Source organism: Paenibacillus sp. JCM 18996 (assembly GCF_055392555.1).
Genome location: NZ_AP043884.1, coordinates 713,207 through 729,123 on the forward strand (window position 1 = coordinate 713,207; position 15,917 = coordinate 729,123).

Annotated in this window: 13 protein-coding genes; all 13 read left to right on the forward strand. The window is 55.5% G+C overall.

Translation table 11 applies throughout. From position 1 onward, the window contains the following. The first annotated feature begins 195 nt into the window (after positions 1-195). The gene (locus tag ACZ5N7_RS03440) at positions 196-2,970 is read left to right on the forward strand and encodes a calcium-translocating P-type ATPase, SERCA-type (RefSeq protein WP_464657427.1); all 2,775 of its coding nucleotides are present in this window, start codon (positions 196-198) and stop codon (positions 2,968-2,970) included. Positions 2,971-3,121: 151 nt separating this feature from the next. Continuing rightward, entirely contained in the window at positions 3,122-3,952 is an 831-nt protein-coding gene (gene dapF, locus ACZ5N7_RS03445; protein ID WP_464657429.1) for a diaminopimelate epimerase, read from the forward strand. A 21-nt stretch (positions 3,953-3,973) separates the two neighbouring features. Further along, on the forward strand, positions 3,974-5,857 hold the full coding sequence (locus ACZ5N7_RS03450; protein WP_464657431.1) for a bifunctional homocysteine S-methyltransferase/methylenetetrahydrofolate reductase: 1,884 nt from the start codon (positions 3,974-3,976) through the stop codon (positions 5,855-5,857). Between the two features lie 31 nt (positions 5,858-5,888). Beyond that, positions 5,889-6,770, forward strand: coding sequence for a YicC/YloC family endoribonuclease (locus ACZ5N7_RS03455; protein WP_464657433.1), 882 nt, complete (start codon positions 5,889-5,891; stop codon positions 6,768-6,770). 151 nt (positions 6,771-6,921) lie between these two features. Continuing rightward, positions 6,922-7,182, forward strand: coding sequence for an extracellular matrix/biofilm regulator RemA (gene remA, locus ACZ5N7_RS03460; RefSeq protein WP_464657435.1), 261 nt, complete (start codon positions 6,922-6,924; stop codon positions 7,180-7,182). Then, the gene (gmk, locus tag ACZ5N7_RS03465) at positions 7,172-7,807 is read left to right on the forward strand and encodes a guanylate kinase (RefSeq protein WP_464657436.1); all 636 of its coding nucleotides are present in this window, start codon (positions 7,172-7,174) and stop codon (positions 7,805-7,807) included. Before remA ends, gmk begins: the two co-directional genes overlap by 11 nt. After that, positions 7,808-8,029, forward strand: a complete 222-nt coding sequence (rpoZ, locus tag ACZ5N7_RS03470; RefSeq protein ID WP_464657438.1) for a DNA-directed RNA polymerase subunit omega — start codon at positions 7,808-7,810, stop codon at positions 8,027-8,029. It begins immediately after the preceding gene. A 178-nt stretch (positions 8,030-8,207) separates the two neighbouring features. Continuing rightward, positions 8,208-9,416 (forward strand): bifunctional phosphopantothenoylcysteine decarboxylase/phosphopantothenate--cysteine ligase CoaBC, encoded by a 1,209-nt coding sequence (coaBC, locus tag ACZ5N7_RS03475; RefSeq protein ID WP_464657440.1) that lies wholly within the window; start codon positions 8,208-8,210, stop codon positions 9,414-9,416. Between the two features lies 1 nt (position 9,417). Next, on the forward strand, positions 9,418-11,901 hold the full coding sequence (gene priA / locus ACZ5N7_RS03480; RefSeq protein ID WP_464657442.1) for a primosomal protein N': 2,484 nt from the start codon (positions 9,418-9,420) through the stop codon (positions 11,899-11,901). A 24-nt stretch (positions 11,902-11,925) separates the two neighbouring features. Further along, the gene (gene def, locus ACZ5N7_RS03485; RefSeq protein WP_464657444.1) at positions 11,926-12,402 is read left to right on the forward strand and encodes a peptide deformylase; all 477 of its coding nucleotides are present in this window, start codon (positions 11,926-11,928) and stop codon (positions 12,400-12,402) included. 2 nt (positions 12,403-12,404) lie between these two features. Next, the gene (gene fmt / locus ACZ5N7_RS03490; protein WP_464657446.1) at positions 12,405-13,391 is read left to right on the forward strand and encodes a methionyl-tRNA formyltransferase; all 987 of its coding nucleotides are present in this window, start codon (positions 12,405-12,407) and stop codon (positions 13,389-13,391) included. Continuing rightward, positions 13,381-14,760 (forward strand): 16S rRNA (cytosine(967)-C(5))-methyltransferase RsmB, encoded by a 1,380-nt coding sequence (rsmB, locus tag ACZ5N7_RS03495; protein ID WP_464657448.1) that lies wholly within the window; start codon positions 13,381-13,383, stop codon positions 14,758-14,760. The genes fmt and rsmB overlap by 11 nt, the downstream gene beginning before the upstream one ends. A gap of 104 nt (positions 14,761-14,864) precedes the next feature. After that, positions 14,865-15,917: a dual-specificity RNA methyltransferase RlmN gene (gene rlmN, locus ACZ5N7_RS03500; protein WP_464657450.1), complete on the forward strand. Its 1,053-nt coding sequence runs from the start codon at positions 14,865-14,867 to the stop codon at positions 15,915-15,917.

Consider the following 15,917-nt stretch of genomic DNA (forward strand, 5'->3'; position numbering starts at 1 on the left):
GACTTGCGGCGGCGCAACGCATGCCGGGAGAACTGCGCGTCCGGAAGCTGTATTTTTCGGGAGAGAGACAGGTTATAGGGATATTTTGCTGCTTGTCTGAATAAATTTACCCTAGTACAAGATGCTGCGGCTAACCCGGCGGAAGGAAGTTAGAGCAGCCTGGCGGTTTTAAAATCGTAGGGAGGGAAATATCAGATGACACAGAAGAAGTGGTACCAAATGACCCCGGAAGAAGCGGCGGAAACGCAGCAGGTCAATCCCGAACGAGGGCTGGCGCAGGAAGAGGCCATACAGCGGCTGGAGCAGCGGGGCCGCAATGAGCTGACCGAGGGCGCCGCGGTGTCCCCGATCACGCTGTTTTTGAACCAGTTTAAAGATTTTATGGTATTGGTGCTTGTGCTTGCGACGTTAATCTCAGGACTTCTGGGTGAATATTTGGATGCGATAACGATTCTGGCCATTATAATAATGAACGGGCTGCTGGGCTTTGTGCAGGAATTTCGGGCGGAAAAATCTTTGCGGGCGCTCAAGGAGCTGTCCGCGCCTTCGGCCAAAGTATTGAGAGACGGCGAGGTAGAGTCGGTACAAGCCAAATTTCTCGTGCCAGGAGACATCGTTGTGCTTGAGAGCGGAGACCGCATCCCTGCCGATCTGCGGTTCCTCGAAACGAACGGCGTGTACATTGAAGAATCGGCGCTGACGGGAGAATCCGTGCCTGTAGGCAAATTCACCCGTCCGTTAAGCTATGAGGACATCCCGCTGGGAGATCAGAAAAACCTCGCCTTTATGGGCACGATGATGACCCGGGGAACGGCCAAAGGAATTGTCGTGCGGACCGGTATGGAAACGGAAATGGGCAGAATCGCCGATCTTATCCAAAGCACGGAAACGATGGAAACTCCTTTGCAGCACCGGCTCGAGCAGCTGGGCAAAATTTTGATCGCCGTCGCTATTGGTCTTACTGTATTGGTCGTCCTCGCAGGAATACTGCACGGACAGCAGCCTTACGGCATGTTCCTTGCCGGCGTTTCCCTGGCGGTCGCTGCGATTCCGGAGGGGCTGCCGGCGATCGTGACGATTGCCTTGGCGCTGGGCGTGCAGCGGATGATCAAGCGGAGAGCGATCGTCAGAAAGCTGCCGTCCGTGGAAACCCTTGGCTGCGCTTCGGTCATCTGCTCGGACAAGACGGGCACACTCACGCAGAACAAAATGACCGTAACTCATTTATGGATGGGCGGGCAAGTGCTTGAAGTCGGCGGAGACGGCTATGCGCCGTACGGAGAGATCAAATCCCGCGGGCTTTCCGTGGACACCGGTGAGAACGCTATGCTCAAAAAGCTGCTGCAGGTTTCCGTCCTCTGCAACAATGCAACGCTGTATGAAGAGCAGCCCGCGGACGCCAAGAGGAAAAAGACCAAGGATGCGCCTGCCGCGGTCTGGAATATAAAAGGGGACCCGACGGAAGGAGCTTTGGTCGTGCTGGGGGCAAAAGCGGGAGTAACCCACAGCTCGCTTGAAGGGCATTACAAAAGGTCGGCGGAATTCCCGTTCGATTCGGAACGCAAAAGAATGTCCGTCATCGTAGATCATCCCGGAGGCCGCATGGTGTGCGCCAAGGGAGCGCCGGACGTGCTGCTGCAGCACTGCTCCTATGTATTGTGGGACAACAAAATCATTCCTTTTACCGCGACACTTAAGCAAAAGGTGATTGCGGCCAACGAAGGCATGGCGGCCAACGCGCTGCGCGTGCTCGGTCTTGCTTACAGGGACGTGCGTTCGATCGAAAGATGCGAGGATGAGTCCGACGCGGAGCAGGGGCTGGTCTTCATCGGCTTAACCGGGATGATTGATCCACCCCGCAAGGAAGTCCGCGAAGCGATAATGAAATGCCGCAAAGCCGGTATCAAGACGGTAATGATTACCGGCGACCACCAAACCACGGCCGAAGCGATCGCCAAGCAGCTGGGCATGATTCCGTCCGGCGGTTTGACGAGGAACGGGCAGGAGCTGGCGGCGATGACGGACGACCAGCTTGACGCGAAGGTCGACGATATTTATGTGTACGCCCGCGTTTCTCCGGAGCACAAGCTCAGGATCGTCAAGTCGCTGCAGCGTAAAGGGCACATTGTCGCCATGACGGGCGACGGAGTGAACGACGCGCCGGCAATCAAAGCCGCCGATATCGGGATTGCGATGGGAATAAGCGGCACCGACGTGTCCAAGGAAGCCTCTTCGCTGATTTTGAGCGACGACAACTTCGCGACTATTGTGGCGGCGATCGAAGAGGGTCGGGGTATCTACGAAAACATCCGCAAATTTATCCGCTACCTGCTGGCTTCCAATGTCGGCGAAATTATGACGATGTTCCTCGCCATGATGATGGGACTCCCGCTGCCGCTGGTGCCGATCCAGATTCTATGGGTCAACCTCGTGACGGACGGACTGCCCGCCATGGCTCTGGGCGTGGATCAGGCAGAGAAGGATTTGATGCAGCACAAACCGCGGGCAGCCAAAGAGAATATTTTTGCCAGAAGGTTGGGGTGGAAAATCATCTCGCGCGGACTTCTCATCGGCATCTGCACTTTGGCGGCGTTCCTGTTTATCTACAGCGCCGATTCGGAAAGTGCGGCAAATCTGATGAAGGCGCAGACGGTCGCTTTTGTAACCTTGGTCATGGCCCAGCTGATCCATGTGTTTGACTGCCGCAGCTCCCGCTCCATTTTTCACCGCAATCCGCTGCAGAACCGCTATCTCGTGTTTGCTGTAGTCTCGTCGCTGCTGCTGATGCTGCCGACGCTGTACTTGCCGCAGCTGCAGCCGATTTTCAAAACCGTTGCCCTGGGCTTTAAGGAGTGGCTGATCGTGCTGGTTTTTGCCGCTATTCCTACGTTCCTGATGGGGTTCGGCAGCCTGATGCATACGCCCAGGAAAAAAACGACCAAATACAGCGCCAAGCCGCTGCTCAGATAATCCTTCCGCCGTTTTCAGGCGAAAATTTGCCGTCAGGATGATATCCTGGCGGTTTGCCCATTTTGGATTGCTCAATAAATTTGCTCTAGGAATTCCGCCTTTTTTGCGTTATGATAAAGGTTAAAAAAGTTTTCGAAGGTGCCGATCCAATATGAATTTTACGAAAATGCATGGGCTTGGAAATGATTTTATCGTTATTGCAGAGGAAAATAAGCTCCCGCACAGCGTGTCCGATCTGGCCTTGCGGTTGTGCAGCCGCAATTTTGGCGTGGGAGCGGACGGATTGGTCTATATTCTGCCGTCCGGCAGGGCGGATTTCATGATGCGCATTATTAACGCCGACGGCTCCGAAGCGGAGCAGTGCGGGAACGCGATTCGTTGTGCGGCCAAATATATATATGATCATGGGATGTCCGATAAGACGGAGCTGAAGATTGAAACGATCGGGGCGGGAGTGCAGCCTGTGCAGCTGACCTTGCAGGAAGGAAAAGCGGTGAAGGTCCGGGTGGATATGGGGGAGCCGGTGCTGAAAGGCACGGAAGTCCCTACGACGGTAGATGCCGAGCCGGTTCTGAATCATCCTGTGGAGGCGGACGGACGCGAGTTTGCTTTTACGGCCGTATCGATGGGGAATCCGCACTGCGTCATTTTTGTTGATGATGCGGTCAGCTTTGATCTTCATACTTGGGGTCCAATGCTGGAACGGCACCCGCTGTTCCCGCGAAAAACGAATGTTGAATTCACCACGGTCCGATCCCGCAGCCATTTGGATATGAGAGTGTGGGAGAGGGGGGCCGGCCCGACGCTCGCTTGCGGGACGGGAGCCTGCGCCGCCCTGGTCGCTTCCGTGCTGCACGGACTGACCGACCGTAAGGCAACCGTCTCTTTAAAAGGCGGCGATCTGCTGATTGAGTGGAACGAGACGGACAATCGCGTGTACATGACAGGGCCTGCCGAAGAGGTGTTCAGGGGAAGCTTGTGACAGTAAAAGGGGGAACGGGAGATGAAACCGGATTTACGCGAGGCTTTGAAAACGAAGGTTCTTGTAGGCGACGGGGCGATGGGAACTTTTTTATACGGGATGGGATTTCCGGTCGGAATTTCGTATGAGGAAATGAATTTACTCAGGCCGGACGTCATTATGGATGTCCACCGCCGTTATTATGAAGCGGGAGCCCGGCTGATCGAGACCAATACGTTCTCGGCCAACAGGGAGAAGCTGTCGAAGTTCGGACTGGAAGGCGAAGTGGCCGCCATCAATAAGGCCGGAGTCGAGCTGGCCCGCAGGGCGGTCGGTCCGGACGCGTACGTGGTGGGAGCCGTAGGGCCGGTCAGGGACGGAAGAAAGAAGAACATCAGGACTTCCCAGGTGAAAGCGGACATGCAGGAGCAGATCCAGACGCTGCTTGAATGCGAAGTCGACGGTTTGCTGCTGGAGACGTTTTTTGATCTGGAAGAAATGATGCTCGCCCTTCAAATCATCCGCGGTCTCAGCGATGTGCCTGTCATCTGCCAGTTTGCGACCGAGGGGGGAGGCAACACCCAGGACGGCGTACCGCTGCAGGAGGCTTTTGCCAGGGTGCTGGAGGCTGGGGCGGATGTCGTCGGGTTCAACTGCCGAAGCGGCCCGAACGGGATTTTGCGTTCCATGGAGAAGCTCCATTTTGACTTGGAGGTTCCTTTGTCCGCTTTTCCCAACGCGGGTATTCCCGATTATGTGGACGGCCGATATAAGTATATGGCCACGCCAGAGTATTTCGGAGATATGTCAATGAGCTTTGCGGATGCAGGGGCCAAAATTATCGGGGGCTGCTGCGGAACGACGCCTGACCATATTGCGGCCATATCCAAGGCGCTGGACGGTTATGTCCCAAATCCCGGCAAGGAATCGGGGAGGAAGGGCACTTCCGCTGTGGCCGTTCATCAAGAACCGGTTAAAGTGCTTGAACCCGAAGTGCCTGCAGCGCCCAGCATCATAAAGCTTGTCAAACAAAGGCATACGGTCATTGTTGAGCTTGACCCTCCGAGAGATTTGGACATCGCCAAATTCATGGAAGGCTCCAAAGCTTTGAAGGAAGCGCACGTCGACGCGATCACGCTTGCCGATAACGCCGTCGCGGTGACCCGAAGCAGCAATATGGCGCTTGGCTACCTGATCAAGGAGCAGACCGGCGTAAGGCCTCTGGTCCATATTAACTGCAGGGACCGGAATTTGATCGGAACGCAGTCCCATTTGATGGGCCTACATGCCATGGGCATCGACCATGTGCTGGCTGTCACCGGCGATCCTGCCCGTTTTGGCGACCTGCCCGGATCAAGCTCGGTGTACGACCTGACTTCTTTTGAAATTATCCGGATGATCAAGCAGATCAACGACGGTGTCGGTTTTTCCGGCAAAACGCTGAAGAAGAAGGGCAGCTTTGTGGTAGGAGCGGCTTTCAATCCCAATGTGAAGTATCTGGACAAGGCTGTCCAAAGGCTGGAGCGCAAAATCGAATCCGGGGCCGACTACATCATGACGCAGCCGGTTTACGACCCCCGGTTGATCGAGAGGCTGCATGAGGCGACCAAGCATCTGGACATCCCGATTTTCATCGGCATTATGCCTCTTGCCAGCGGGCGCAACGCGGAGTTCCTGCATAACGAAATTCCCGGGATCCAATTGCCGGATGAGATCAGGCAGCGGATGTCCGGTCTGGAAGGCGAAGAGGGAAGACGGATGGGCGTGCAAATTTCCGAGGAGCTTCTCGATACCGCGATGCAATATTTTAACGGGATCTATCTGATCACTCCCTTTCTGCTGTATGACATGAGCGTGCGGCTAACGCACTACGTATGGGAGAAGTCCAGGCGGCTGGACTCGCACTTGTACCCTTTGCTAAAATGAATTACAATATGGTAATGGATGTGATCGATGCATGATTCGCAGTATGACCGGATTCGGACAAGCCGAGCATACCGCCGGAGGGTACAAGATCTACATCGAGCTTCGTTCCGTCAACCACCGGTACCTGGAGGCCGCGTTCCGGATGCCCCGCGAGTGGAGTTTCCTCGAGGACTCCTTGAAGAAGAGGATTCAAGCCTCCGTGAAGCGCGGACGGGTGGACGTCTTCATTACAATGGATCGTGAGAATCCGGGCGGTGCGGAAGTGAATATCGATTGGTCCCTTGCCGACGGCTATGTGCGGGCTGCCGCACAGCTGAAACAACGTTATGCACTGTCTGACGACATTACGCTGGCTAACCTTCTCTCCATTCCCGAATTGCTTATATTCGGAGAAACGGGGGATGACCGTACGGAAGAGGCAAGGGCGGGGTTGCTGGCCTGTCTTGGAGAAGCATTAGGGCATCTGGTCGGAATGAGGGAGGCGGAAGGCGCCCATTTGCAATCTGAGCTTCTTAGCCGTATGGAAGTCCTGGAGAAGAATCATTCCTCCCTGCAGCAAATGGCTGCCCAAGCTGTAACGGAATATGCGGAGAAGCTGAGGGGAAGAGTGCAAGAACTGCTGAGCGGGATTCCTGTCGACGACGACAGGCTGGCGATGGAAGTGATCCTTTTTGCGGACAAATCCAATGTTGACGAGGAGCTGACAAGGCTTGAAAGTCATTTCGAGCAATTTCGACGAATGCTGAATTCGCCGGAGCCAGTGGGGCGGAAGCTGGATTTTCTGATCCAGGAAATGAACCGCGAAGTGAATACAGTCGGCTCCAAAGCCAATCATGCGGGAATGGGCGCTTGCGTGGTACATATGAAAGCGGAGCTGGAAAAGATAAGGGAACAGGTACAGAATATAGAGTGACACCGGCTGCCGCAATCTCTGGGGATGCTCAGGATGAAGGTTGTTTTGCAAATATAATCATATGCGGCGCAAACTTAGCGGATGCTTACGTTGCAAGTTCGCATGGCAAATATAGTTATATTTTCGGCGCAAACTCTTAGGAGGAAACTCGATGGCGATCAAACTCATTAATATAGGCTTCGGTAATATTGTATCGGCGAACCGCATCATCTCGATCGTAAGCCCGGAATCCGCTCCTATCAAAAGGATCATCCAGGAGGCGCGCGACCGCCATATGCTGATCGATGCGACTTATGGCCGAAGAACCCGCGCCGTTATCATAACAGACAGCGACCACGTTATTTTATCGGCCGTGCAGCCTGAAACGGTGGCACATCGACTTTCCAATAAGGACGATGAACATGACGAGTAATCTGCAGTATAATGAACAAAGAGGAATTCTCATCGTATTATCCGGCCCCTCCGGGGTAGGCAAAGGTACAGTCTGTTCGGCTCTCCGCGGCTGCAGTCCCGACATTGTCTATTCTGTCTCCGCGACAACCCGGGCTCCACGGCAGGGGGAAGTGGACGGCGTGAATTATTTTTTCAAAACGCGGGAACAATTTTTGGAGCTGATCGAAGCCGGCCAGATGCTGGAATGGGCGGAATATGTGGGCAATTATTACGGCACTCCCAAGGATTTTGTCGAGCGAACGCTGGCCTCCGGCAAGGACATTATCCTGGAGATCGAGGTACAGGGAGCGCTCAAAGTGAAGCAGAAGTTTCCCGAAGGGGTGTTTATCTTCCTGCTTCCTCCGACGCTGGGCGAGCTCAAGAACCGCATCACCACCCGCGGAACGGAAACGGAGGAGTCGATCCTGAACCGGATGTCGGTCGCGTTGGACGAGATCAGGCAGCTGGAATATTACGATTACGCCATCGTGAACGATGAGGTGGAACACGCCTGCGAGCGGATCCGTTCCATTCTTACTGCAGAGCACTGCAAGAAAGAAAGAATCTACCCTACCATTAAGAAATGGATCGATGAGGTGAACTGAATGCTGTATCCATCTATTGACAAGCTGCTGGACAAAGTTGACAGCAAGTACTCTTTGGTCGTCGCCGCTTCCAAGCGGGCAAGATTTCTTCGTGACGGAGCGAAGTCGGAGCTGAAAAACCCAAGATCGCATAAGCAGGTCGGCGTCGCTTTGGAAGAACTTTACAAAGATTATATCAGCTATGAGAAGCTTGAAGACACTCCGGAGCCTTCCAAGGAATAAGCGTTATCGGGACTTTCGAGTACGAAGTATAACAACCGTAGAGGTTGTTATTTTTTTCTTTATATGCAGGCGGTTCCCGAACAATGCAAAGAGCAGATTGGGCGGGATAGCTTCACTTTTGCGGGCTGCCAGGCGAAATATACATATATGTGCTGTTATAGCTGAGGGGGCGGTTACAATGCGGGGTAAAACGATACTATTGGGCGTCTGCGGAGGGATAGCCGCTTATAAAGCGGCGGCGCTCTGCAGCAAGCTGTCCCAGGCGGGAGCCAGGGTGCAGGTGGTCATGACGGAATCCGCGGTCAAATTTGTCGCGCCGCTTACGTTTCAGAGCCTGACGCGGCAGCCGGTCGCCGTGGATACTTTCGATGAGAAGGATCCCGGCGTGGTTTCGCATATCGATTTGGCGGACCGCGCCGACCTGGTGGTGGTGGCACCGGCCACGGCGAATATGATTGCCAAACTCGCGCACGGGTTGGCGGACGATATGCTCAGCACAACATTGCTCGCGGCAACGGCGCCGGTGCTAATCGCACCTGCGATGAATGTCCACATGTACGCTCATCCGGCGGTTGATCACAACATGTCTTTGCTGGCGCAGCGGGGTGTCCGCTTCATCGAGCCCGGAACCGGCCAGCTGGCCTGCGGCTATGTGGGAAAAGGGCGGCTCGCGGAGCCGGAGGATATTTTTGAAGCGGTGCGCCGCCATTTTGCCGAGTCCGCCAGATTGTCTGGCAGAAAGTTGCTGATAACCGCCGGCGGAACGTTGGAAAGAATTGACCCGGTAAGGTACATAACGAACGATTCCTCCGGCAAAATGGGATTTGCCATAGCGGAAGCCGCCCGCCAAATGGGTGCCGAGGTGACACTCGTAACCGGCAAAACGACGGCCGCCCCGCCGGAAGGCATGAAGATTGTGAGCGTGGAGTCTGCGGAAGAAATGCTGGATGCGGTCATGATCCGGTTCGAAGAAACGGATATCGTGATCAAAGCGGCAGCCGTGGCGGATTACCGTCCCGTGGAGACGCACATACAGAAGCTGAAAAAGAATGAAGACCGGCTCACCCTCACATTGGTAAAGAATCCTGACATTCTGCAGGAGCTGGGACGGAGGAAGAAGCATCAGTTTTTGGTCGGCTTCGCGGCTGAAACCGAGAATGTGCAGGAGAATGCGATCGGCAAGCTGCATAGAAAAAACTGCGACCTGCTCGTTGCCAACGACGTTTCCCGGGAGGGCGCGGGCTTCGGAACGGACACCAACGTCGTTGCCATCTACGACAAGAACGGATTGGCGGAGCAGCTTCCCCTGCTGTCCAAGCGGGAAGTCGCATTCCGGCTGCTGTCCATGGTGGCTGATCGAATGGAACAAGCAAAGGGTGATGCTTAACATGTTTGCAAAAGTTATCGTGGACGTGCCGTCGAAACAGACGGACCGGGCCTTCGATTATATCATTCCCGCACACCTCGAGTCCTGGGTGGAAGTGGGAAGCCGTGTGGGTGTGCCGTTCGGTCCCCGGGTCATACAGGGATTCGTTGTGGAAACCGGAAATGAAACACACACCGAGCCGCATAAGCTAAAGAAGATCGACCATGTGCTCGATTTGACGCCGCCTCTCACCCCCGAACTGGTCCAGCTCGCGCGCTGGATGAGCCGCAAATATATCTGCCATGAAATTACGGCGCTGCAGGCGATGGTTCCGGGCGCTTTAAAGGCGAAATACGAACGGCATGTCGCTTTGTCCGGGGAATCAGGCGATTACCAGCTCACGTTGGAAACGGACAGCAGCATGCAAATTCTTTCTTTTATCAGGCAAAAGGAGTCCGTAGAGATCGAAGCCCTGCTGGAACGTTTCCCCAGCGCCGGCGCCTTCATTAAAGAGATGATCTCTCAAGGCCTGCTCACCGAGGTGCAGAAAATTAAAGACCGGCTGTCCGCCAAAAAGCTGCTCACGGTTTACCGCAAAACGGATGACTTCGCGCTGAAGGCGGCTATTGCCGAATGGCCAAAGCGGGCAGCCAAACAGAAAGCGGTGCTGGAAAAGCTGCTCGCGCATCCTCAGCCGGTTCCGCTCAAGGATATGCTGCTGGAGACGGATACGGGGGCGGGCACGGTCAAAGCGCTGGAGGAAAAAGGGTTTATCGAGCTGCGCGAAGTTGAAGTGTACCGGGATCCCTATGCCGACCGCAGCTTTGAGAAAACGGTACCGATGGCGCTCACCGAAGAGCAGTCCAATGTATTCCGGCCGATCCGGCAGTCTATACTGAATTCAGAGCATGATGTGTTCCTGCTTCACGGCGTGACGGGCAGCGGTAAGACCGAGGTATACCTCCAGTCCATTCAGGAATGCCTCGATCAGGACAAGGAAGCTATCGTTCTGGTGCCCGAAATTTCGCTCACCCCCCAGATGGTGGAACGGTTTAAAGGACGTTTCGGCGCTCTGGTCGCCGTGCTCCACAGCAGGCTTTCCAACGGCGAGCGGTATGACGAATGGCGCAAAATCAGCTCCAAAAAGGTTAAGGTCGTGATAGGAGCGCGTTCGGCAATTTTTGCCCCTTTTACGAAGCTTGGACTTATCATTATCGATGAAGAGCACGAAACTTCTTATAAGCAGGATGAAAGCCCGAAGTACCATGCCAGGGATGTCGCGATAGAGCGGGCGAAGCAGCACCATGCGGCTGTCGTGCTCGGTTCCGCCACTCCGTCCCTGGAAACGATTTACTTGACGGAAACGGTGGAGGAAGGGGAAGAAAGGAAGAAGCCTTACCGGCTGCTCAGCATGCAAACACGCGTCCATCAGCGGCCTTTGCCCGCCGTCCGGATCGTCGACATGAGGGAACAGCTGCGGGACGGCAACCGCTCGATGTTCAGCCGTCCGCTTCATACAGCGATAGAAGAGCGGCTGCGCAGGAAGGAGCAGACAGTCCTGCTGCTCAACCGCAGAGGCTATTCGACTTTCATCATGTGCCGCTCGTGCGGATACGTGGCCCAGTGCCCCCATTGCGATATTTCGCTCACTTACCACCAGACGACCCGAATGTCCCGTTGTCATTACTGCGGCTATTCCGAGAAGGAACTGACGCAGTGCCCGGCTTGCGAAAGCGCGCATATCCGCCATTTCGGCACGGGGACGCAGAAGGTTGAGGAGGAACTGGCGAGGCTTTTTCCCGGCATCCGCGTCATTCGTATGGATGTCGACACGACTGCGGAGAAAGGTTCGCACGAAAAGCTGCTTACCCGGTTCCGCGAGCAGGAAGGCGATGTGCTTCTCGGCACGCAGATGGTGGCCAAAGGGCTAGATTTTCCCAATGTGACTCTGGTTGGCGTCATTGCTGCGGATACGGTTCTGAATCTGCCGGATTTCCGCTCGGCGGAAAAAACGTTCCAGCTGATGACACAGGTGGCGGGCCGAGCGGGCAGGCACCAGCTGCCGGGCGAGGTCTTTATCCAGACCTATACGCCTGAGCACTACAGCATTGTGGCTGCAGGCCATCACGATTACGAAGCTTTTGCAAGGACGGAAATGAAGCACCGCTATATGCTGGGCTACCCGCCGTACACCCGGCTCATTCTGGTCACCTTGACGCATGAGCAGCTGCCGATGGCGATGAAAGCGGGGGAATCGCTGGCGACCCGTCTGCAGGAGCTTGTGAAGCAGTACGCCGAGCGGACGCACGGGATGGAGGTGCTCGGCCCCGTGGCTTCCCCGATTCCGAGGATCAAAGATAGATATCGGTTCCAATGCATGGTAAAATATCGTGGAGACAGCTTCGTCTCCTCCCTTGTCCGGGAGGCGGTGAAGTCATTGGACGATCTGGTGCGGCAGCAAAAGCTGCTCGTCAGCATCGACGTCGATCCGCAGATGATTATGTAAATTCATTTTAAGGCAGGTGTCGTTATGGCCATTCGAGTTGTTGTGAAAGACCCGGACCCGATATTAAGAGAGGTGGCGAAGCCGGTTCCCAAGATCACGCCTAATATCCATAAGCTGTTGGATGATATGGCGGAGACGATGTACGAGGAGGAAGGCGTCGGTCTCGCCGCTCCCCAGATCGGCATTTTGAAGCGGGTCATTGTGATGGATGTTGGGGACGAGAACGGGCTGATCGAGCTGATCAATCCTGAGATCGTATCCAAAGACGGCGAGCAGTATGGACCTGAGGGCTGCTTGAGCATCCCGGGTCTGACCGGTGACGTAAAGCGGGCCATGACCTGTGTGGTCAAAGGGCTGAACCGGAACGGCGAAGAGATTACCGTGGAGGGCAGCGAGCTGCTGGCCCGCTGCATCCAGCATGAGGTGGACCATTTGAACGGGGTGCTGTTCACCGATTTGGCGGATAAGGTTTACCGTACCGAGCAGCAAAAAGGAGAATGAGCGTGAACGTTGTTTTTATGGGTACCCCCGGGTTTGCGGTGCCTTCCCTGCGGACGCTGCTGGACGAAGGCTATAATGTTGTGGCCGTCGTCACGCAGCCTGACCGGCCCAAAGGCAGGAAGCGAGTATTTACGCCTCCTCCCGTCAAGGAGGAAGCGCTAAAACACGGCCTGCCCGTGCTGCAGCCGGAGAAGCTGCGCGCGCCGGAGGCGGTGGAAGAGCTTCGGCGCTATGAGCCGGATTTGATCGTGACGGCCGCCTACGGGCAGATTCTGCCCAAGCAGGTGCTGGCAATGCCGGAACACGGCTGTATTAATGTACACGCCTCGCTGCTGCCCAAATACCGGGGCGGTGCGCCGATTCATTATGCCGTCATGCGGGGAGAGGAAACAACAGGAGTGACGATCATGTATATGGCGGCCGGACTTGATACCGGAGATATCATCTCCAAGGTAGAGCTGCCGATCGGGCCTGAAGATACGACGGGGACGATGTTCGAGAAGCTCAGCCTGGCGGGGGCGGAGCTGCTGAAGATGACGCTGCCCGATCTTCTGGGCGGCCGCATTCAAGCTGTCCAGCAGAACGATGCCGAGGCCGTTTACTCTCCGAACATTCAGCGGGAGGACGAACGGATCGATTGGACCCGCAGCTCCTGGGAGATTTATAACCAGGTGCGGGGCCTCAATCCTTTTCCGGTCGCTTTTACTTTGTGGAACGGGGAAGTACTGAAAATCTGGTCATGCGCGAATCCAAGGCAGGAAGGTTCGGCAACCCGCAGCAGACAGGCGGACAGGCAGGGGAAGGTGCCCGGAACGGTGCTCCAGGTGAAGGAGTACGGCATCGAAGTGCTGACTGGCGACGGTACGTTGTGGATTACGGAGCTGCAGCCTTCCGGCAGGAAAGCGATGTCGGTGGACGTGTTCGTGCGGGGCGGACAAATGTCGGAGAATACGGTCTTGGGTCTGGAGGTAACAGCGAGTGAAATCTAGCGATAACCGGCCCGCCGGACGAACGGCATCCGCCCGCCAGGTCGCTCTGGAAGTGCTGACCAGAGTGGAGCAGGACCAGTCCTACAGTAATCTATTGCTCCACGGGACACTGCAAAAATACGGCTTGGAACGGCAAGAATCCGCTTTGGCTACCGAGATTGTCTACGGAACGATCCAGAGGCTTAATACGATCGATTATTTTTTGTCGCGCTTTGTGAAGAAAGGGTTGGAAAAGCTGCAGCCGTGGGTAAGAAGCCTGCTGCGGCTTAGTTTTTATCAGATTTTTTATCTCGACCGGATCCCGGATCATGCCGCAGTCAACGAGGCGGTGAACCTGGCCAAAAAGAAAGGCCATCAAGGGATCTCCGGCATGGTCAACGGCGTGCTGCGCAGCGTGATCCGTCAGAAGGCGTCGCTCACGATCCCCTCCGGCCTGCCGCCGGCCGGGCGGATCGCGCTTGAGCATTCGCACCCGGAATGGCTCGTGCGGCGGTGGATCGGGCAGCTGGGCGAAGCCGAGACGGCGAGGATCTGCGAAGCGAACAATACGGCGCCCAGCGTAAGCGTGCGCGTTAATCCGCTGAAGATGAGCCGGGAGGAGCTGATCAGCGCACTCCGCGCCGAAGGCATGGAGGCGTCGCCGTCCGCTTTGGCTCCGGCCGGCATTGTGGTGGAGAGTGGCGGCAACATGGCGCTCACCGCATGGTACACCGAAGGCCGGCTGTCCGTGCAGGACGAGAGCTCGATGCTTGTGGCCGAGGCAGTCAGCCCGGCGCCGGGCATGAACGTGCTCGACTGCTGCGCCGCCCCGGGCGGCAAGACCGCCCATATGGCCGAGAAGATGCGCGACGAAGGCGAAATCCGCGCCTGTGACATCCATGAACACAAGCGGAAGCTGATCGAAGGGCAGGCGGCCCGGCTTGGGCTCGGCTCGATCCGCACGCTGGTGGAGGATGCGCGCGAGCTGGGCAAGCGTTTTCCGGCGGAGACGTTCGACCGGATTCTGCTTGACGCTCCCTGCTCCGGCTTTGGTGTCATCCGCAGAAAACCGGATCTTAAATGGAGCAAGAAAGAAACCGAGATCCCGCAGATCCGCCGGATTCAGCGGGACATTCTGTGGAACGTCCACCGGCTGCTGAAGCCCGGCGGCGTGCTAGTTTACAGCACCTGCACGATCGAAAGGAGCGAAAATCAGGAGCTCGTAGAAGAGTTCCTGGCAGAGCATCCCGAGTTTGCGGCCGATCCTTCTTTGCGGGAGTCGATGCCCGAAGCTTTGGCGGGACAAGCTGGGAACGGCATGGTCCAGATTTTGCCGCATCACTACCATTCCGACGGTTTTTTTATAGCAAAGCTGAGAAAACGGGGCTGAAACCTGCTTGAATCCGCGGCTTTTTTCTTCAGAGTTTGGCACAGTTGTGTTAAAATAGGTAGGATGAGCCACAATAGGGGTAACAAATTAAAGGTGTGATAGCTATGAAACCGTTTGTATACAGTTTAAGTTTCGAGGATTGGCAGGATTGGGTGAAAGAGAATGGCGAGCCGGGCTTCAGGGCCGGACAAATTTTTGACTGGCTGTATGTGAAGAGAGTGACCGATTTCGACGGCATGTCCAACCTGTCCAAGAGTTTGAGAGACAAGCTCAAGGACCAGTTCCAGTTCGTGACTTTGACGGAAATTGCCAAACAGCAGTCCAAGGACGGCACCGTGAAATTTTTGTTTGAGCTGGAAGACAAGAACGCCATCGAGACGGTCGTGATGAAGCATAATTACGGCAACAGCATCTGCGTAACCACGCAGGTCGGCTGCCGGGTGGGCTGCACCTTCTGCGCCTCCACTCTCGGAGGGTTGAAGAGAGATTTAAGCCCCGGCGAGATCATCGCCCAGGTCGTATGGGCGCAGCGGCTGCTGGATGAGACCGACGAGCGGATTTCCTCCATTGTCATAATGGGAATCGGAGAGCCTTTTGAAAACTACGATGCGACCATGAAGTTTCTGAAAGTGATGATTCATCCCAAGGGATTGAATATAGGCCAGCGCCATATCACCGTGTCTACCAGCGGCATTGTGCCGAACATATACCGTTTTGCGGACGAGAATACGCAGGTCAACCTGGCGATATCCATCCATGCGCCGAACGATGCGCTTCGTTCCAAGCTGATGCCGGTGAACCGCAGATTTCCTTTTGCCGAGCTGATAGAAGCCTGTAAATATTATACACAAACAACGGGCCGCCGAATCACATTCGAGTACGCGCTCATGGGAGGAGTCAACGACCAACCCGAACACGCGGAAGAACTGGCCAAGGTGTTAAAAGAAAACCTCCCTTTGTGCCATGTGAATCTGATTCCGGTCAATTTCGTGATGGAACGCAAATTTACCCGTTCTACTCGAGAAGATATATTTGAATTTCAACGCATTTTGGAACGTAATCAAATCAATGCCACCATACGCAGAGAACAGGGCAGCGATATTGCAGCGGCGTGCGGGCAGCTTAGAGCCAAGCATATGGAGGCAGGCGCGAGGTGA

Excerpts from the sequence above, each read along its gene's own strand:
- ACZ5N7_RS03440 (WP_464657427.1), top strand. The coding sequence starts at position 196 with ATGACACAGAAGAAGTGGTACCAAATGACCCCGGAAGAAGCGGCGGAA.
- dapF (WP_464657429.1), top strand. The coding sequence starts at position 3,122 with ATGAATTTTACGAAAATGCATGGGCTTGGAAATGATTTTATCGTTATT.
- ACZ5N7_RS03450 (WP_464657431.1), top strand. The coding sequence starts at position 3,974 with ATGAAACCGGATTTACGCGAGGCTTTGAAAACGAAGGTTCTTGTAGGC.
- ACZ5N7_RS03455 (WP_464657433.1), top strand. The coding sequence starts at position 5,889 with ATGATTCGCAGTATGACCGGATTCGGACAAGCCGAGCATACCGCCGGA.
- remA (WP_464657435.1), top strand. The coding sequence starts at position 6,922 with ATGGCGATCAAACTCATTAATATAGGCTTCGGTAATATTGTATCGGCG.
- gmk (WP_464657436.1), top strand. The coding sequence starts at position 7,172 with ATGACGAGTAATCTGCAGTATAATGAACAAAGAGGAATTCTCATCGTA.
- rpoZ (WP_464657438.1), top strand. The coding sequence starts at position 7,808 with ATGCTGTATCCATCTATTGACAAGCTGCTGGACAAAGTTGACAGCAAG.
- coaBC (WP_464657440.1), top strand. The coding sequence starts at position 8,208 with ATGCGGGGTAAAACGATACTATTGGGCGTCTGCGGAGGGATAGCCGCT.
- priA (WP_464657442.1), top strand. The coding sequence starts at position 9,418 with ATGTTTGCAAAAGTTATCGTGGACGTGCCGTCGAAACAGACGGACCGG.
- def (WP_464657444.1), top strand. The coding sequence starts at position 11,926 with ATGGCCATTCGAGTTGTTGTGAAAGACCCGGACCCGATATTAAGAGAG.
- rlmN (WP_464657450.1), top strand. The coding sequence starts at position 14,865 with ATGAAACCGTTTGTATACAGTTTAAGTTTCGAGGATTGGCAGGATTGG.